Raw genomic sequence first — 18,064 nt, forward strand, 5'->3', positions numbered from 1 at the left:
TACACGGGCCTGTGCTTATCGTCAGAGAGACGACTATGATCGTCGCCATGTCGCGCTATGACCCGTCGGCCTTCCCCCCGTTCGCAGTCACCGTTGACCTGGTGGTGCTGACGGTGCGCGACCATGAGCTGTGTGCCCTGCTGGTGAGACGGGGCGAGCCCCCGTTTCAGGGGTACTGGGCGCTGCCCGGCGGGTTCGTGCGGCCGGACGAGGGCCTGGCCGAGGCGGCCTCCCGCGAGCTGGCCGAGGAGACCGGGCTGCGGGCGCACTCCGCGCCCGGACACGACGCCGTCGGCCCGGGCGCGGCCGGCGCCCACCTGGAACAGCTGGCCACCTACGGCCACCCGCAGCGCGACCCCCGCATGCGGGTGGTCAGCGTCGCGTACCTCGTCCTCGCTCCCGACCTACCGACGCCGCGGGCCGGCGGGGACGCCAGCAGCGCCCGCTGGGCGCCGGTCGCCGAGCTGCTCGGGCAGAGCCCGGCCGACGGGGTGCCGCTCGCCTTCGACCACGGGCTGATCCTGGCCGACGGGGTCGAGCGCGCCCGCTCCAAGATCGAGTACTCCTCGCTCGCCACCGCCTTCTGCCCGGCCGAGTTCACCGTCGGCGAGCTGCGGAGGGTCTACGAGGCCGTCTGGGGCGTGGTCCTGGACCCGCGGAACTTCCACCGCAAGGTCACCGGCACCCCCGGCTTCCTGCTGCCCTCCGGCGGCACCACGACCCGTCAGGGTGGGCGCCCGGCGCAGCTGTTCACCGCGGGCGGTGCGACGGTGCTCAACCCGCCCATGCTCCGCCCGGAGTCCTGAGGTCGCGCGCCCCCGTACGTCGGCCCGCCTCGGTCCGGTCCCAGCCCGCCCGGCCCGTCGGCCGGGGAATCGCAGGATCGGATTGTCCCCTGATCGGGTGAGGTGGGTGGCCCGCGGGCCCGCGCCGCTCCCGTAATGCCCGGAATCTCCTCCGCCGACCCCTAATGTGCTGGCGCGGGGCCGGTCGAGGGCATGGGAGCAGGCAGCGATGATCCAGATCACCGGACTGACCAAGGTCCGCGGCAAGGGCGCTCCGCCGGTCTTGCTGGACCTGACCTTCGACGCCAGACCCGGCCTCGTGACGGCGCTGCTCGGCCTCGAGGGCGCCGGCAAGTCCACCGCGCTGCGGCTGATGGTCGAACTCGACCGCGGGCAGGGCGTCACGCTCTTCCACGGCCGCACCTACCGCCGCCTGCGCCGCCCCGAGCGCGAGGTCGGCGTGCTGCTGCAGGGGCCGGGGGAGGGGAGCGCGGCCGTGGCCGGGCACCCGGGCCGCACGGCGCGCGGTCAGCTGCGGATGCTCGCCGCAGCCGTCGGCGTGCCCGCCCGCAGAGCCGACGAACTTCTGGAGCAGACCCGGCTGGCCACCGTCGCTGGGCAGCGGCTGCGCACCTTCTCGCCCGGCATGCACCGGCGGCTGGCGCTCGCGGCCGCGCTGCTGGGCGACCCCGGCGCACTGCTCCTGGACGCGCCGACCGAGGGCCTGTCCCCGCGCAACGTGGAGTGGTTCCACTCCTTCCTGCGCTCGTTCGCGGTCGCGGGCGGGACGGTCCTGGTGACCACCCGCACCCCGCAGGAGGCGTCCCGGCTGGCCGACCGCGTGATCACGCTGGACCGGGGCCGGCTGATGGCCGACCAGCCGGTGGTCGAGTTCCGCCGCACCCGGCTCAGCCCCGAAGTGGCCGTCCGCGGACCGCAGATGGCGCGGCTGGCCGACCTCCTGGTGGGCCAGGGCGCCCAGGTGCGCCGGGACGGCGGCGCCGGTCTCGCCGTGGCGGGCATCGGGCGCACCGAGATCGGCGAACTGGCCTACCGGCACGGCATCCTGCTGCACGAACTGGCGGACCGCGTGGTCGAGCAGCCCGCCCCGAGGGCCGTCCTGCCGACCGCCTCCGGCCGCTCCGGCCAGATCCACGTCCAGCCGAAGTCCGCCGATGAGCGCAAGCCCGTCGCACAGCCGCAGCCGCAGCCGCAGCCGCAGCCGTCGGCCGGACCGGCCGGACCGGCCGGAACGCCAGAACCGGCCGAGCCGACCGAGCCGATCGCCCCGAGGCCCCACGGCGACGCCGCCTTGCCCACCCGGGCCCTGCCGGTCGCGTCCGTCGCGACCGCCCTCTCCGCCCTCGCCGTCACCGGGGCCACCCGCGAGCGGCCGGCCGAGCCCCCGCGCGCGCACGACGCCTCGGATGAGTCCGGGGCCGAGTCCGAGCCCGCACCGGAGCCCGTGCTCCGCCCCGTCCGGGTGCCCAAGCCCGATCTCCGTTCCGCCGACAGCGCCGCGACGACCGTGGCGGTGGACCGCCTCTTCAGAGCCGGGCCCACGGCTCCGGCCGCCGCCCTGCTGTCGGACGACACCGTCCGGCTCGGCCGCGTGACGCCTGCGGCATCCCCGGCCGCTCCCGTCACCCCCACCACCTCCACCACCGCCCCCACCACCTCCACGACCACCTCCGCCACCCCCGTCGACCCCCGGAGCGAGTGAACCGTGCGCGTCCTGGCCTACGAGCTGCGCCGGCTGCGCGGCCTCCGTTCCACCTGGCTGCTCCTCGCCGCCGTGCTGCTCTGCGACGCCGTCGTGGCCGCCGTCCTGGCGGGCCAGCGGCCGGAGGGCCCGCTGCCCGGCCCGGCCGGGGTGCGGCTGCTGACCGCGGCCTTCCCGCTGCTCCCGCTGCCCTTCGCGGCGCTCGGGGCCGGCCTGCTGGGCGCCCTCGCGTACGGGCACGAGGTCCGCTTCCCGGGGCTGCCGGCCTCGTGCGTGTCGTATCCGCGCCGGGTCCGGCTGCTGGTGGCCAAGCTGCTGGTGATCGGCCCGGTGGCGGGGCTGCTGGCGCTGGCCACCCTGGTGGTGGACACGGTGGCCGTGCACCTCGCGCTGCCCGCCGGGGTGACGGTGGCGGCCTGGGCGGACCCGTCCGCGTTGTCCGGGCGGGTGTCCGGGGCGCTGACCTCGGCCGGGCTGTCCGGGCTCGCCGACCTGCCGGGAGCGTTCGGGCCGGTGGCCCTGGTCGCCGGGCACGGGGTTCCGGGCGCCCTGCTGGCCTTCGTCCTCCTGACGGTCGTGGCGGGCTGGACCGGCGTCCTGACGGCCTCGCTCACCCGCAGCGCCGTCGCCGGCGTGCTCGTGCTGTGCGCGCTGCCGCCGCTGCTGGAGTCGGGCGTGGCCCTGCTGCTGCGGCAGACCGGCACGCCGTGGCCCACCCGGGCGGCCGAACTGCTGCCGTTCCAGTCGGGCGTCGAATGGGCGTACGGGTGGGTTTACGGCGGAGACCGGCGGGTGGCACCCGGAGGCACCGCGCTGACGGACCCGGCGCTCCTCGCGGCGGTGGCCGCCCCGGCGGCCGTCCTGCTGGTGGCGGCCCTGGTGATCCAGACCCGGCGCCGCGCGCTCTGATTCCCGGGCCGCCGACCCGAAGCACCAAGATCGACCAGCAGTGACCGTAATGCGCGGTTCTTCCTGATAAGAAGTCAATTATCCAGTCACGGCCGATCACCCTTTCGTGTGCTTTTCACGAGAATTCTCAAGCTGCGCCTGCCGATCGCCGACAAAGGACCTGTGAGTACCCTTGCGCACCCCACCATGACCCCCGCCCGTTCCGCCGATGGGCCCATCCACGGCCCCGGCGATCTGGACCGCTTCTCGTACGCCGACCGGCCGACCCCGCCGGCGCCCCGCTGGGAGGGCGCCGAGTCCGAGCTCGCCAGGGTCGGCCGCAAGACCACCAGCAGCCGCGGCCGCGGTCTGCACGGCCAGCTGGTCCAGCAGCTCGGCCAGATGATCGTCTCCGGTGACCTCGGCGCCGACCGCCCGCTGGTGCCCGAGGAGATCGGTCAGCGCTTCGAGGTCTCCCGCACGGTCGTCCGCGAGTCGCTGCGCGTGCTGGAGGCCAAGGGTCTGGTCAGCGCCCGGCCGAACGTCGGCACCCGGGTCCGTCCGGTCGGCGACTGGAACCTGCTCGACCCGGACATCATCGAGTGGCGCGCCTTCGGGCCCCAGCGGGACGAGCAGCGCCGGGAGCTCTTCGAGCTGCGCTGGGCCATCGATCCGCTGGCCGCCCGGCTGGCCGCCGGCCACGGCCGCGAGGACGTCCAGCAGCGCCTGGTCGAGCTGGTCGAGATCATGGGCCACGCCGCCGCCCAGGCCGACCTCTCGACCTACACCCGGGCCGACGCCGAGCTGCACGGCCTCGTGCTGCAGATGGCCGGGAACCGGATGCTGGAGCACCTCTCGGGGATCATCTCCTGCGCGCTCCAGGTCTCGGGCGGCCCGACGACCTCCTGCGAGCGCCCCTCCGAGGCCTCGGTCAGCCTGCACTCCCGGCTGGTGGACGCGCTCGGCACCGGCGACGGCACGGCGGGCGAGGCCGCGATGCGGGCGCTGCTCACCGTCCACCCCGAGATCGAGCCGTCCGTCCCGGCCCCCCGGGAGCACTGAACGGTCTGGTTCGGTCCGCCCGCCCACGGCCCTCCGGCCGCACCGCCCGGTGCAGCCGGAGGGCCGTTCTGCCGGGCGCGGAGGGACATCCCGGCGGGGGCCGGGACGGCCTCCGGGCCGGGTGGGCATGTGCATGGCGGCAGATTCCGGCGCGAGTGCGCGATGATGGAGTCCGGCCCCGGGCCGCGGGCGCCCGAGCGGTGTGACCCGCGACACGAAGGCCATGCGTAACACTTGACGAGTAGCAGCGATGTGTCCTGAGCGGAAGCAGCTCCGGAATACTCCAGCACGCCACGTGGCTGTGTTGGTCCGCGGCGCTGCTGCCGTCCTGCAAACCCAGTCCTCAAGCCCGAGTCGGTCGGAATCGACACCGCGCGTCCGACGCGCGATCTCCTTCCCCGCCCGCTCGGGCGGCCGGTACGGGTTCGAGTCCACTCATCGTCCGAGAGGTTGTTCGTGTCGGCCAGCACATCCCGTTCGCTTCCCCCCGAGATCGCCGAGTCCGCGGCTCTGCTGGCTCTCATCGAGCGGGGCAAGGCCCAGGGGCAGATCGCCGGTGACGACGTGCGCCAGGCGTTCGAGGCGGACCAGATCCCGGTCACCAAGTGGAAGAACGTCATGCGCAGCCTCAATCAGGTGCTGATTGAGGAGGGGGTGGACCTCATGGTGAGCGCGGCCGAGCCGGCCGGTGCCAAGCGCAAGAGCGTTGCCGCCAAGAGCCCCACGAAGCGCACCGCCACCAAGGCTGTCACCACCCGGACCCCGGCCGCCCCGTCGGCCCCGACCAAGCCGCCCGTGCGCATCGCGCCCGGCGCCCCCGTCGCGGCCCCGGCCGTGGCGGCCGCCACCGCGCCCGCGCCGACCGTGTCCGCCGAGATCACCGCCGAGGAGACGACCACGGTCGTCACCGAGGTGAAGGCGGCCCCGGCGAAGAAGGCCGTCGCCAAGAAGGCCGTGGCCAAGAAGGCCGCCGCGCCGGCCAAGAAGACCGCCGCCAAGAAGACCACCGCCGCCAAGACCGCCAAGGGCGGCGAGGAGGAGCTGCTCGGCGAGGAGGAGCTGCTCGAGGACGTCGCGCTGCCCGGCGACAAGGCCGAGGCCGAGGCCACCGGTCCCGAGGAGGAGTCGGAGGGCTTCGTCCTCTCCGACGACGACGACGAGGACGACGCGCCGGCCCAGCAGGTCGCCGTCGCCGGTGCCACCGCCGACCCGGTCAAGGACTACCTGAAGCAGATCGGCAAGGTCCCGCTGCTCAACGCCGAGCAGGAGGTCGAGCTCGCCAAGCGCATCGAGGCCGGCCTGTTCGCCGAGGACAAGCTCTCGGCCGCCGACAAGCTCGCCCCCAAGCTCAAGCGCGAGCTGGAGATCATCGCCGAGGACGGCCGCCGCGCCAAGAACCACCTGCTGGAGGCCAACCTCCGCCTCGTGGTCTCGCTGGCCAAGCGCTACACCGGCCGCGGCATGCTCTTCCTGGACCTGATCCAGGAGGGCAACCTCGGTCTGATCCGTGCGGTCGAGAAGTTCGACTACACCAAGGGCTACAAGTTCTCCACCTACGCCACGTGGTGGATCCGCCAGGCGATCACCCGCGCCATGGCCGATCAGGCCCGCACCATCCGCATCCCGGTGCACATGGTCGAGGTCATCAACAAGCTGGCCCGCGTCCAGCGCCAGATGCTCCAGGACCTGGGCCGCGAGCCCACCCCGGAGGAGCTGGCCAAGGAACTCGACATGACCCCCGAGAAGGTCATCGAGGTCCAGAAGTACGGCCGCGAGCCGATCTCGCTGCACACCCCGCTCGGCGAGGACGGCGACAGCGAGTTCGGTGACCTCATCGAGGACTCCGAGGCGGTCGTGCCGGCCGACGCGGTCTCCTTCACCCTGCTCCAGGAGCAGCTGCACTCGGTGCTGGACACCCTGTCCGAGCGCGAGGCCGGCGTCGTGTCGATGCGCTTCGGCCTGACGGACGGTCAGCCGAAGACCCTCGACGAGATCGGCAAGGTGTACGGGGTCACCCGTGAGCGCATCCGCCAGATCGAGTCGAAGACCATGTCGAAGCTGCGCCACCCGTCGCGGTCCCAGGTGCTGCGCGACTACCTGGACTGATCCGACACCGCGCGGGCCCTGCCTGCGCGAGCACTCACGAGAAGGCCCGGAGCCCCACGGCTCCGGGCCTTCTCGGCCGTCCGGAGGGGGTTCGTCACCGTCCGAGTGGCGCTTGTCGCTCGTCCGGGTGGCCGTCCGCCGGGAAGCGGTCGCACAGTGTAGCCGGTCACCTACGCTGTGCCGGTTGCCTGCTGCCGAGCCACCTGGAGAAACGGTGCTGCCCAACCCGGACCGCGCGGACCTGACGACCGCCGCCCCGCCCCCGGCGACCCCGGCCGCCGCCCGGCCGGGCCGCCGAAAGCGCGCCGCCGTGCTGGCGCTGCTGGCGGCCGCACCCGTCCCGCTGGTGGCCTTCGGCACCGCCGCGCCCGCCGAGGCCCAGCGCCGGGTGGTCGGCGGCGGGGTGACGAGCACCGCGGACCACCCGTGGATGGTGGCGCTGGCCAGTCGCCAGCAGTTCGGATCCGGGCGTTCCGGGCAGTTCTGCGGGGGAGCCCTGGTCACCCCGACCAAGGTCGTGACGGCCGCGCACTGCTTCTTCGACGAGCCCAAGGGCGTCCGGGTGGACCGGCCCGGCCTCAAGGTGATCGTCGGCCGGGACGACATGCGCGGCACCGCCGGATACGAGGTGCCGGTCAGGAAGATCTGGATCCACCCCGACTACAGCTGGTCCGCCAACATGAACGACGTGGCCGTGGTCACGCTCGGTGAGTCCCAGGGCTCGCGGCCGGTGATCGACCTGCTCGGCCAGGGCGAGAGCGAGCCGTACGCGGCCGGGACCAGGGCGCAGGTGTACGGCTGGGGCGACACCACCGGGCGCGGCGACTACTCGGCCCCGCTGCGCACGGTGGACGTGCCGGTCGTCGCGGACCAGGTGTGCGCGCGCGACTACCCGGGCGGGCCGGAGGGGAAGTTCGAGGCCCGGGCGATGGTGTGCGCGGGCGAGGAGGAGCAGGGCGGCAAGGACGCCTGCCAGGGGGACAGCGGCGGCCCGCTGGTCATCGGCGGGCGGCTGGCCGGCCTGGTGTCCTGGGGGACGGGTTGCGCGGAGGCGCACCACCCAGGGGTCTACACGAGGATCGCCGCCCTCTCGGACGCGGTGCACTCGGCACTGTGACGGCGGAACGTGACCGCACGGTCACGTTCTGACGTTCCGTCGGAGGGGTGGCGTGCCTCGGGGAACAGCAGAGCCGGGCGACCGGCCCCCGGAGGGGTCGATCGCCCGGCCCACCGGTCGCGCGCAGTGCGCGACCGGACACACAGCTCGACGCTGGCTGCTGGGTGGCGCCCGGGATCAGCGCTCGTCGTCGGTGGCCGTCGCAGCGGTGGTGCCGCTCAGGCGACCGCTCTCGTCCTGTATCTCAACGGCGATCTTCTTGAGCTCCGGCTCGAACTTCCGGCCGTGGTGGGCGCAGAAGAGCAGCTCTCCGCCGCTGGCGAGTACGACGCGCAGGTAGGCCTGGGCGCCGCAGCGGTCGCAGCGGTCAGCCGCGGTGAGCGGGCTCGCAGGTGTCAGAACAGTAGTCACGTCGCCTCTTCTCTAGCTCGACGAGCTGTCGTACCAGGGTCAACATCCAACCAGGCCGAAAACGTTCCCGCTCGTGGCTTTTCTTCTCTGAGGATTCTGCTGTGTTGATGAGGACGTGCCCCGGGGGCCGGTGGTTCATGCGTACCGGATCCCAGGATCCGCCCGTGCCTCGAACGCCCGATCGGGACCGGGTGCGAGGTCCGCGTAGCATAATCCTCTGCCGGGTTGGAGCATAAGCCCCGTCCCAGGCCCCGGTAGCCTGCATAACGGCAGTTCCGGAGCCTGCGCCGGACCCCACGAACCGCCAGGACCGGTGGTACCGGGAGGAGATGGCGCCCCGGAGCCCCGGACTCCGGCCCAGCCCGTGTTCGCGCAGCGCGTACAAGCTGCGCGGGACCGGCCCGCCGTGCTGGGCACCCAGCGGAGGGGTGCGCACACGCCGGGCGACGGCTGTCGGTGCGGCGTGCTGCACTGGCGGCCGGTCCGGACGCGTTCCGGATGTGACCGATGAGACAGAACTTCACCGAGGAGAGTGCCGCGTGAGTGCCGAAACGACCGTGCCGTCCGCACTGCTGGCCGGTGACGACGGCTCCAACTACACCGCTCGGCACCTGCTCGTCCTGGAGGGGCTGGAGGCGGTCCGCAAGCGCCCCGGCATGTACATCGGCTCGACCGACAGCCGCGGCCTGATGCACTGCCTGTGGGAGATCATCGACAACTCGGTCGACGAGGCCCTGGGCGGCCACTGCGACCGCATCGAGGTCCTCCTGCACCCCGACTCCTCGGTCGAGGTCCGCGACAACGGGCGCGGCATCCCGGTCGACGTCGAGCCCAAGACCGGGCTGTCCGGCGTCGAGGTCGTCATGACCAAGCTGCACGCCGGCGGCAAGTTCGGCGGCGGCTCCTACGCGGCCTCCGGCGGTCTGCACGGCGTCGGCGCCTCCGTCGTCAACGCCCTCTCGGCCCGCCTGGACGTCGAGGTCGACCGCAGCGGGCACACCCACGCGATGAGCTTCCGCCGCGGCACCCCCGGCATCTTCACCGAGGCCGGCCCGGACGCGCCCTTCGAGGCGGCCAACGGCATGACCAAGGCCCGCAAGGTGCCCAGGACCCGCACCGGCACCCGGATCCGCTACTGGGCCGACCGGCAGATCTTCCTCAAGGACGCCCGCCTCTCCCTGGAGAACCTGTACAACCGGGCCCGGCAGACCGCCTTCCTCGTCCCGGGCCTGACCATCGTCGTGCGTGACGAGCGGCTCACCGAGAGCGAGAAGGCCGAGGAAACGGTCTTCCGCTACGACGGCGGCATCGCCGAGTTCTGCGAGTTCCTGGCCCCCGACAAGCCGGTCTGCGACGTGCTGCGGCTGCGCGGCGAGGGCACCTTCAAGGAGACCGTGCCCGTCCTGGACGACCTCGGCCACATGACGCCCACCGAGGTCACCCGCCACCTCGGCGTGGACATCGCGCTGCGCTGGGGCGCCGGCTACGACACCACTCTGCGCTCGTTCGTCAACATCATCGCCACCCCCAAGGGCGGCACCCACGTCACCGGCTTCGAGCGCTCGCTCGCCAAGACCGTCAACGAGGTGCTGCGCGCGAGCAAGCTGCTGCGCGTGGCCGAGGACGACATCACCAAGGACGACGCCACCGAGGGCCTGACCGCCGTCGTCACCGTCCGCCTCGCCGAGCCGCAGTTCGAGGGCCAGACCAAGGAGGTCCTCGGCACCTCGGCGGCCAACCGGATCGTCGCCGCCGTCCTCGCCAAGGAGCTCAAGGCCTTCCTCACCTCGGCGAAGAAGGACGACAAGCTCCAGGCCAGGGCCGTCCTGGAGAAGGTCGTCGCCGCCGCGCGCACCCGGGTCGCCGCGCGCCAGCACAAGGAGGCCCAGCGCCGCAAGACCGCGCTGGAGACCAGCTCGCTGCCGGCCAAGCTCGCCGACTGCCGCAGCGACGACGTCGAGCGCAGCGAGCTGTTCATCGTCGAGGGCGACTCCGCGCTCGGCACCGCCAAGCTCGCCCGCAACTCCGAGTTCCAGGCGCTGCTGCCGATCCGCGGCAAGATCCTCAACGTCCAGAAGGCCTCGGTGAGCGACATGCTCAAGAACGCCGAGTGCGCCGCGATCATCCAGGTGATAGGGGCCGGCTCCGGCCGCACCTTCGACATCGACCAGGCCCGCTACGGCCGCGTCATCTTCATGGCCGACGCCGACGTCGACGGCTCGCACATCCGCACCCTGTTGCTGACCCTCTTCCACCGCTACATGCGGCCGATGGTCGAGCAGGGCCGGGTGTTCGCCGCGGTGCCGCCGCTGCACCGCATCGAGCTCACCGCCCCCAAGCGCGGCCAGGAGAAGTACCACTACACCTACTCCGACGCCGAACTGCGCTCCACGCTGCTGGAGTTCCAGCGCAAGGGGATGCGCTGGAAGGAGCCGGTGCAGCGGTACAAGGGCCTCGGCGAGATGGACGCCGACCAGCTGGCCGAGACCACCATGGACCCGCGCCACCGCACGCTGCGCCGGATCAACCTGGGCGACCTGGAGCAGGCGGAGAAGATCTTCGACCTGCTGATGGGCAACGACGTCGCCCCGCGCAAGGAGTTCATCGTGGACTCGGCGGCGACCCTGGACCGCTCCCGCATCGACGCCTGACCTGCCCGACCGCCCGCGCGAGGGCCCTCCACCCACGGGTGGAGGGCCCTCGCGCGTGTGCTTCCACCCCCGGTCCACCCGGGCTCCGATCACCGGGCGGCGCCCGATCCGTAGCGTCGGTGAGGTCAGCACACAGCTTCCGTCGGGACGGAGAATCCGATGACCGCCCTCGTCAACATCGTCGTGATCATCGCGGTACTGGCCCTGGTGGTCCGGCGGCAGATGCGCGCGCAGCGCCTGGACGCCGAGCGCCGGTTCTGGCTGCTGCCGCTGATCCTCGGGGTGCTCGCGCTGCGCGACCCGCAGCTGATCGACCACGACCACGCGGCGCTCTCCGCCGTCCTGCTCGGCGCCTCCCTCGTCGCGGTGCTCGCCATGGGCTCCGTCTGGGGCTGGACCGTCCGGCTCTGGCGGGCCGCGGACGGTTCGGTCTGGGCCAAGGGCACCAAGGCCACGGTCGCCGCGTGGGTGGGCATGATCGCCATCCGGCTCGGCCTGTACGGGATCGGCTCGGCGATGCACGTCCACCAGGCGGGCAGCGCCCTGATGCTCGGCATCGCGGTCATGCTGCTGGTCCGCTCGCTCGTGGTGAACTGGAGGGCGCGGACCGCCGAGCTGCCCCGGCAGGCCGCCGTGATCGGCTGACCGCGCCGCCGCCCCGCCGCCGCGTTCGAGCCGCCGCCGTGTACGACACCCCCGAGGAGGACCCCGTGACCGGGTACTGGACCCGCTGGCCGGCCCGCGAGGGACTGGAGCGCGAGGCCGAGAGCGGCCCGCGGCGGGTCCTCACCGTGCTCGGCCGGATCGTGATCCTCGTCAGCGTCACCTGGGGGACCTTCGCCGACGGCCGCTTCACCGGCTGGGCGGCGGCGGCCGCAGCCGGCGGGCTGGTGGCCATGGTCGGGCTGAGCACGGTCTACCTGAATACCAGCCGGGCGCAGCGGCTCGTGCCCTCGCTCGCCGCGGCCGGCGCCCTGGTCGGCCTCGGGTGGCTGGCCAACTGGGGCCACGCCATCGTGCTGGCGGACGTCACCTGGCTCGGGCTGGCGGTGATGGCGCTGGTCCGGCTGCCGCCCGCGCCCGCGGTCCTCGTCGCGGTGGCGTCGCTGGGCTCGTACACCGCGGCCAGCTGGGCGAGTTGGCTCAGCGTCGTGACGTCGGTCGGCGGGCTCGGGCTCCTCGGCTTCCTGCTGCGGCTGGACATCGAGGCGCGCGGCACCGCCCGCCGCCTGCTCGCGCAGGAGCGGGCCGCCCGGGCCGCCGAGGCCGAGAGCGCGGCGCTCGCCGAACGGGCCAGGATCGCCCGGGAGATCCACGACGTGCTCGCCCACAGCCTCTCCGCCCAACTCGTCCACCTGGAGGCGGCCCGGCTGATGCTGGACGCCGGGACCGACCGCGAACAGGTCCGCGAACGCGTCGTCGCCGCCCGGCGGATGGCGCAGGACGGGCTGGCCGAGACCCGGCAGGCGCTGTCCGCGCTGCGCGGCGAACTCACCCCGGTGGGGGACTTCCTGGTCGAACTGACCGGACGCGAACGGGCGGTGTTCGGCGTCGTCGGCACGCCCCGGCCGCTGGCCGCCGAGGCCGCGCTCGCCGTGCGGCGCACCGCTCAGGAGGCGGTGACCAACGTGCGCAAGCACGCGCCCGGGGCCCGGTGCGAGGTCGAACTGCGCTACCTGCCGGACGCGGTGGAGCTGGAGGTGCGCAACTCCGCGTCCCCGCGCGGTGCGGCGCCGGGGGAACTGGCCGCCAGCGGCAGCGGGTACGGTCTGCTGGGGATGCGCGAACGCGCGGAACTGCTCGGCGGCACCCTGCTGACGGGCCCGGAGGACGGAGGGTGGCGCGTGCTGCTGCGGGTGCCGGCGTGAGCGCGGGAACGACCAGGGTCCTGGTCGCGGACGACCAGACGGTGGTGCGCGAGGGCATCGTGATGCTGCTCGGCCTGCTGCCCGGGATCGAGGTGGTCGGCGCGGCGGCGGACGGGGAGGAGGCCGTCGCCCTGGTGGAGCGGCATCACCCGGACGTGGTGCTGATGGACCTGCGGATGCCGCGCGTCGACGGCGTCGAGGCGACCAGGCGGATCCGGGCGGCGCACCCGGAGACCGAGGTCGTCGTCCTCACCACCTACGCCGACGACGACTCGCTGTTCCCCGCGCTCCAGGCCGGCGCGCGCGGCTACCTCACCAAGGACGCCGGCGGCGAGGAGATCGCCCGGGCCATCGCGGACGTGCGCTCGGGCGCGGCCGGGCTCTCGCCGCAGGTCCAACTCCGGCTGCTGGAGCGGCTATCGGAGGGCCGCAAAGCCTCCCCGGCGACCCCCGAACCGGCCCCCGCGCCCGCCGCCCGGGCCGCGGAACTGCCCGACGGACTGACCACCCGGGAGGCCGAGGTGCTCGCGCTGATCGCCGAAGGCCTCTCCAACGGTGAGATCGCCCAGCGGCTGTTCGTCAGCCCGGCCACCGTGAAGACGCACATCAACAACCTCTTCGCGAAGACCGCCGTGCGGGACCGGGCACAGGCCGTCGCGTACGCCTTTCGGCACGGAATCACCGGTACGCATCAGTAGTCGGATGAGTGTCTGTCGGATCATCGATCACCTCATCGAGTGAACGTATCTGCAATGGTCAAAACCGCTGCTCAGAGGCCCTCATGATGGTTCGGGTCAGAGTGCCCGCCCGGTTCAGGAGCAGCAGTGCCACAGCAGCAGACGAGCAGTCCCGGGCAGGGGCAGCGATTCGACTGGTGGGCCGCTCCGGCCACCGCGAACGCGCCCGCCGCCGGTCGGCCCAACCAGGGCACCCGGTCGGCCGCCCCCCGGACGGACCGCACGGTGCCGGCGCAGCCGGTGCCGCCCGTCCCGGCCGCCGCGCCGACCGTGCCCGCCGCACCGGCCGTTCCCGCCGCGGTGCCCGTGCCGGCCGCGGTGCCCGCCGCCGCACCGGCCGGCAGCGCGGACAGCACCGAGGTGTACCGGACGGTCCAGGCCAGCGAGGCCTTCCAGGACATCCGGCGCAGCTACCGGTCGTTCGTCTTCCCGGTCAGCAGCGCCTTCCTCGCCTGGTACCTGGCCTACGTCGCCGCCCAGGCCGCCGCGCCCGAGCTGATGCGCACCCCGGTGGCCGGGCCGCTCAACGTCGCCTGGCTGCTCGGCCTGCTGCAGTTCGCCAGCACCTTCCTCCTCACCTGGCTCTACGCCCGCAACGCCCGCACCAAGCGCGACCGCGCCGCCCTCGGCCTGCGCTGGGACACCCAGGACCAGCTCCGATGACCACCGCGGCGTCGACCGCCACCCCACCGCCCGTCGCCCCCACCGGCGACCACCACGACCTCGCGATCCTGCTCTTCGCCGTGATCGTCCTGGTCACCCTCGGCATCACCCTCTGGGTCGGGCGCCGCGGCAGCGCGGCCGAGGACTTCTACGCCGGCGGACGGGACTTCACCCCGCTGCAGAACGGCTTCGCGCTCTCCGGCGACTACCTCTCCGCCGCCTCCTTCCTCGGCGTCGCCGGACTGATCGCCCTCTACGGCTACGACGGCGTGCTCTACAGCATCGGCTTCCTGGTCGCCTGGCTCGTCGTCCTGATGCTGGTCGCCGAACTCGTGCGCAACGCCGGCCGGTACACCCTCGCCGACGTGCTCGCGCTGCGGCTGCGCCGGCGCAAGGTGCGGGCCGCGGCCGGCGGCGCCAGCGTCGTCGTCACCCTGCTGTACCTCGTCGCGCAGATGGTCGGCGCCGGCTCGCTCGTCGCCCTGCTGCTCGGCACCAACAGCGCCTCCGCCCGGACCTGGACCATCGTCGCGGTCGGCGGCCTGATGATCGTCTACGTGACGGTCGGCGGCATGCGGGCCACCACCTGGATCCAGATCGTCAAGGCGTTCCTGCTGATCGCCGGATCGGTGCTGCTCACCGTGCTGCTGATGGTCCACTACCACGGCGACCTCTTCGAGCTGATGCGCCAGGCCGCCCGGCACAGCGGCGCCGGCCGGCGCTACCTCGAACCCGGGCTCAAGTACGGCGCGACCTCCACCAGCCGGCTCGACTTCTTCAGCCTCGGCCTCGCCCTCGTGCTCGGCACCGCCGGCCTGCCGCACATCCTGTCCCGCTTCTACACCGTGCCCACCGCCCGGGCCGCCCGCCGCTCCACGATGTGGGCGATCGGCCTGGTCGGCGGCTTCTACCTGATGGCCATCGCGCTCGGCCTCGGGGCCACCGCCCTGGTCGGCTCGGCCGAGGTGCGGCACGCCAACTCGGCCGGGAACACGGCCGTTCCGCTGCTCGCCCTGGTGCTCGGCGGCGGCAACGGCAGCACCGGCGGGGTCGTCCTGTTCGCGGTGATCTCCGCGATCGCCTTCGCCACCATCCTCGCCGTCGTCGCCGGACTCACCCTGGCCTCCTCCGCCGCCTTCGCCCACGACATCTGGGCCGGCGCCTTCCGCGGCTGGTCGCTGCGCCGGCGGACGGACGACGGGGCGCCGCGCACGGAGGAGCCCGTGAGCGACCGCCAGGAGATCGTCGTCGCCCGGATCGCCGCCGTCGGGATCGGCGCGGCGGCCATCGCGATCAGCCTCTTCGCCCAGCAGCTCAACGTGGCCTTCCTGGTCGGCCTGGCCTTCGCCGTCGCCGCCTCCGCCAACCTGCCGGTCCTGCTCTACACGCTGTTCTGGCGGCGCTTCACCGCCCGCGGCGCCGTCTGGTCGGTGTACGGCGGCCTCGTCCCGGCCATCGTGCTCGTCACCTTCTCGCCGGTCGTCTCCGGTACCAAGGTCGCGCTCTTCCCCGGCGTCGACTTCCACTGGTTCCCGCTGGAGAACCCCGGCATCGTCTCCATCCCGCTCGGCTTCCTGGCCGGCTGGATCGGGACGCTCACCTCGCCCGAACCTGCCGACTCCGACCGCTTCGCCGAGCTGGAGGTGCGCGCCCTCACCGGTGCGGGCGCGGCCTGAACCGCGCCCTCTGGGACCCCCGGCGGCGGTGAGGCCGCCGGGGGTCCCGTGCTCAGGGCCGGGCCGCCAGCCCGTACCGGTGCTCCGGCCGCCCGGTGTCGCCGTAGCGCAGCGTCAGCCGCAGCCGGCTGTCCCGCTCCAGCTGCTTGAGGTAGCGCTGCGCCGTCGACCGGCTGAGCCCCGTCCCGTCGGCGACCTCCTGCGCGGACAGCGGCCGGCCCGCCCGGCGCAGCACCCCGAGCACCAGGTCCGTCGTCGGCGCCGAGTGGCCCTTCGGCAGCGCCCCGGCCGGGACCGCGGCGCTGCGCAGGGTCGCGAACAGCCGGTCCACCTCGTCCTGGCCCGCCTCCCGCGCCGCCGGACCGGCCAGCGCGTGCCGCAGCTGCGCGTACGCCGTGAGCTTCTCGCGCAGCCCGGCGAACGTGAACGGCTTGACCAGGTACTGCAGCGCCCCGTGCTGCATCGCCGCGTGCACCGTCGACACGTCCCGGGCGGCCGTCACCATCATCACGTCGCACGCCACCTGCCGCTCCCGCAGCCGGCGCACCAGGGCCAGGCCCGTCTCGTCCGGCAGGTGGTGGTCGAGCAGCAGCAGGTCCACCGGACGGCGCTCCAGCGCCGCCAGCGCCTCCCCGGCCGAGTGCGCCGTGCCCGTCACCCGGAAGCCCGGCACCTTCGCCACGTAGGCGGCGTGCACGTCCGCGACCCGGAAGTCGTCGTCCACCACGAGTACGTCGATCATCACGCCTCCACGAGCCGAGCGGTGAGCAGGGCCTCCGGCAGCTCGACCGTGAACCGGGCGCCGCCCAGCGGCCCCGCGTCGAGCACGATCCGGCCGCCGGTGCGCTCCACCAGCCGCCGCACCATCGCCAGCCCCAGCCCGCGCGGACGGTGCGCGGGCGCGTCCTTGCTGCTCCACCCCTCCTCGAAGACCTGCTCGCGCAGCTCCTCCGGCACGCCCGGGCCGCTGTCCGCGACCTGGAGCAGCAGCGTGGAGCCCGCCGCGGCCAGGGTCACCTCCACCCGGCCGCCCCCGCCCGGTGCCAGCGCGTCCACCGCGTTGTCGACCAGGTTGCCGAGCACCGTCACCAGCGCCCGCGCGTCCACCACCGCGTCCGGCAGGTGCGCCGCCGGGGCCAGCACCAGCCGCACCCCGCGCTCGCCCGCCACCGCGGACTTGCCCGCCAGCAGCGCCGCCACGTGCGGGTCCTGCACCTGCTCGGCGATCCGCGCCGCGACCGCCGCGTGCGAACCGGACTGCTCCGAGATGAACGCCACCGCCTGCTCGTGCCGGCCCAGCTCCAGCAGGCCCAGCAGTGTGTGCATCCGGTTGGCGTGCTCGTGGTCCTGCGCCCGCAGCGCCTCGGTCAGGCTGCGGGTCGTGTCCAGCTCCCGCACCAGCGACTCCAGCTCGGTGCGGTCGCGCAGCGTCACGACCGCGCCCTCGGCGGTCGCCGTCCGGTTCACCACGAGGACCCGGTCGTCCCGGACGGCGGGCAGGTCCGGGCCGGTGATCCGCCCGGCCAGCACGTCCGCCAGCCGCCCCGGCGGCAGCACCTCGTCGGTGCGGCGGCCGGTGCAGTCCGGCGGCAGGCCGAGCAGCCGCACCGCCTCGTCGTTCGCCAGCCGGATCCGGCCGTGTTCGTCCAGCGCCACCATGCCCTCGCGGATGCCGTGCAGCATCGCCTCCCGCTCCACCAGCAGCGCCGAGATGTCGGCCAGCGCGATGTTGTGCGTCCGGCGCTTGAGCCGGCGGGCCAGCACCAGCGTCGCGACCGTGCCCGCGGCCAGGCCGGCGCCGGCGCACAGCAGGATCCCGGTCAGCATCTTCAGCAGCCGGCGGCGGATCGAGTCGTCGCTGATGCCGACCGACACCTCGCCGACGATCCGCCCGTCCGCGAGCCGCAGCGGCACCTTGCCGCGCGCGGTGCGGCCCAGCGTGCCCTGCTGGATCGCGGTGACGCTGAGCCCGCTGAGCGCGGGCTCCGGGTCGGTGCTGACCCGGTGGCCGATCCGGTCCGGGTCGGTGTGCGAGAGCCGGATCCCGTCCAGGTCGGTGACCACGACGAAGCTCGCGCCGGTGGCCAGGCGGATCTGCTCGGCGTTGCGCTGGGCGGTGGCGGAGTCCCGGGCGGCGGCGGCCCGGGCGATCACCTCGTCGGTGGCGGTGGCCTGGGCGATGGACAGGGCGCGCTGCATCGCGTCGTGGTCGAGCTCGCTGCTGACCGGGGCGAGGAACAGCCCGGCGGTCACGGCGGTGACACCGACGGTGACGACGGTCTGGCTGAGCAGCAGCTGCGCGAAGACCCGGCGGGGCCAGCGGGGGAGCTTCATCCGGGCCTCCTCTCGGCGGCCGTGGGGGCGTGGGGGCGGCGTG

At 73.7% G+C, this 18,064-nt stretch carries 15 protein-coding genes; 12 read left to right on the forward strand and 3 right to left on the reverse strand.

Annotation, left to right across the window (positions count from 1 at the left end; translation table 11 throughout):
• Positions 1-47 precede the first annotated feature (47 nt).
• The 6 genes from ACFV4F_RS28205 to ACFV4F_RS28230 all read left to right on the forward strand — a co-directional run bounded on the left by ACFV4F_RS28205 (position 48) and on the right by ACFV4F_RS28230 (position 7,681).
• On the forward strand, positions 48-806 hold the full coding sequence (locus ACFV4F_RS28205) for an NUDIX domain-containing protein (RefSeq protein ID WP_359964826.1): 759 nt from the start codon (positions 48-50) through the stop codon (positions 804-806).
• Positions 807-1,014: 208 nt separating this feature from the next.
• Positions 1,015-2,508, forward strand: coding sequence for an ATP-binding cassette domain-containing protein (locus tag ACFV4F_RS28210; RefSeq protein WP_380506564.1), 1,494 nt, complete (start codon positions 1,015-1,017; stop codon positions 2,506-2,508).
• Between the two features lie 3 nt (positions 2,509-2,511).
• Entirely contained in the window at positions 2,512-3,417 is a 906-nt protein-coding gene (locus ACFV4F_RS28215; RefSeq protein ID WP_380439510.1) for a hypothetical protein, read from the forward strand.
• 162 nt (positions 3,418-3,579) lie between these two features.
• Positions 3,580-4,458 (forward strand): FadR/GntR family transcriptional regulator, encoded by an 879-nt coding sequence (locus ACFV4F_RS28220; protein WP_380439512.1) that lies wholly within the window; start codon positions 3,580-3,582, stop codon positions 4,456-4,458.
• Positions 4,459-4,908: 450 nt separating this feature from the next.
• Positions 4,909-6,564, forward strand: a complete 1,656-nt coding sequence (locus ACFV4F_RS28225; protein ID WP_380506567.1) for an RNA polymerase sigma factor — start codon at positions 4,909-4,911, stop codon at positions 6,562-6,564.
• 313 nt (positions 6,565-6,877) lie between these two features.
• Complete coding sequence (locus tag ACFV4F_RS28230) at positions 6,878-7,681, forward strand: S1 family peptidase (protein ID WP_380506600.1); 804 nt, start codon at positions 6,878-6,880, stop codon at positions 7,679-7,681.
• A 177-nt stretch (positions 7,682-7,858) separates the two neighbouring features.
• On the opposite strand, the gene ACFV4F_RS28235 is transcribed toward ACFV4F_RS28230, so the two are convergent.
• The gene (locus tag ACFV4F_RS28235) at positions 7,859-8,092 is read right to left on the reverse strand and encodes a hypothetical protein (RefSeq protein WP_380439516.1); all 234 of its coding nucleotides are present in this window, start codon (positions 8,090-8,092) and stop codon (positions 7,859-7,861) included.
• A gap of 539 nt (positions 8,093-8,631) precedes the next feature.
• On the opposite strand from ACFV4F_RS28235, the gene ACFV4F_RS28240 reads away from it, so the two are divergent.
• The 6 genes from ACFV4F_RS28240 (at position 8,632) to ACFV4F_RS28265 (ending at position 15,687) form a co-directional block, all read left to right on the forward strand.
• Positions 8,632-10,743 carry a type IIA DNA topoisomerase subunit B gene (locus ACFV4F_RS28240; protein ID WP_380506570.1) on the forward strand — a complete coding sequence of 704 codons (2,112 nt, stop codon included), beginning with the start codon at positions 8,632-8,634 and terminating at the stop codon, positions 10,741-10,743.
• Between the two features lie 159 nt (positions 10,744-10,902).
• Positions 10,903-11,388 carry a DUF1453 domain-containing protein gene (locus ACFV4F_RS28245; protein ID WP_380506573.1) on the forward strand — a complete coding sequence of 162 codons (486 nt, stop codon included), beginning with the start codon at positions 10,903-10,905 and terminating at the stop codon, positions 11,386-11,388.
• A gap of 65 nt (positions 11,389-11,453) precedes the next feature.
• Entirely contained in the window at positions 11,454-12,611 is a 1,158-nt protein-coding gene (locus ACFV4F_RS28250; RefSeq protein ID WP_380506576.1) for a sensor histidine kinase, read from the forward strand.
• Positions 12,608-13,309, forward strand: a complete 702-nt coding sequence (locus tag ACFV4F_RS28255) for a response regulator (RefSeq protein WP_380439524.1) — start codon at positions 12,608-12,610, stop codon at positions 13,307-13,309. The genes ACFV4F_RS28250 and ACFV4F_RS28255 overlap by 4 nt, the downstream gene beginning before the upstream one ends.
• A 126-nt stretch (positions 13,310-13,435) precedes the next feature.
• A complete protein-coding gene (locus ACFV4F_RS28260) occupies positions 13,436-14,011 on the forward strand; it encodes a DUF485 domain-containing protein (RefSeq protein ID WP_380439525.1) in 576 nt (191 codons plus the stop codon).
• Positions 14,008-15,687 carry a cation acetate symporter gene (locus ACFV4F_RS28265; RefSeq protein WP_380439527.1) on the forward strand — a complete coding sequence of 560 codons (1,680 nt, stop codon included), beginning with the start codon at positions 14,008-14,010 and terminating at the stop codon, positions 15,685-15,687. The genes ACFV4F_RS28260 and ACFV4F_RS28265 overlap by 4 nt, the downstream gene beginning before the upstream one ends.
• 52 nt (positions 15,688-15,739) lie before the next feature.
• On the opposite strand, the gene ACFV4F_RS28270 is transcribed toward ACFV4F_RS28265, so the two are convergent.
• The gene (locus ACFV4F_RS28270) at positions 15,740-16,429 is read right to left on the reverse strand and encodes a response regulator (protein WP_380506579.1); all 690 of its coding nucleotides are present in this window, start codon (positions 16,427-16,429) and stop codon (positions 15,740-15,742) included.
• On the reverse strand, positions 16,429-18,021 hold the full coding sequence (locus tag ACFV4F_RS28275; RefSeq protein WP_380439530.1) for an ATP-binding protein: 1,593 nt from the start codon (positions 18,019-18,021) through the stop codon (positions 16,429-16,431). Before ACFV4F_RS28275 ends, ACFV4F_RS28270 begins: the two co-directional genes overlap by 1 nt.
• Positions 18,022-18,064 lie beyond the last annotated feature (43 nt).

The organism is Kitasatospora sp. NPDC059722 (genome assembly GCF_042733235.1).
Lineage (GTDB): Bacteria > Actinomycetota > Actinomycetes > Streptomycetales > Streptomycetaceae > Kitasatospora.

What these genes read in the sequence shown, in the direction of transcription:
- ACFV4F_RS28205 (WP_359964826.1), top strand. Translation starts at nt 48, where the DNA reads ATGTCGCGCTATGACCCGTCGGCCTTCCCCCCGTTCGCAGTCACCGTT.
- ACFV4F_RS28210 (WP_380506564.1), top strand. Translation starts at nt 1,015, where the DNA reads ATGATCCAGATCACCGGACTGACCAAGGTCCGCGGCAAGGGCGCTCCG.
- ACFV4F_RS28245 (WP_380506573.1), top strand. Translation starts at nt 10,903, where the DNA reads ATGACCGCCCTCGTCAACATCGTCGTGATCATCGCGGTACTGGCCCTG.
- ACFV4F_RS28265 (WP_380439527.1), top strand. Translation starts at nt 14,008, where the DNA reads ATGACCACCGCGGCGTCGACCGCCACCCCACCGCCCGTCGCCCCCACC.
- ACFV4F_RS28270 (WP_380506579.1), bottom strand. Translation starts at nt 16,429, where the DNA reads ATGATCGACGTACTCGTGGTGGACGACGACTTCCGGGTCGCGGACGTG.
- ACFV4F_RS28275 (WP_380439530.1), bottom strand. Translation starts at nt 18,021, where the DNA reads ATGAAGCTCCCCCGCTGGCCCCGCCGGGTCTTCGCGCAGCTGCTGCTC.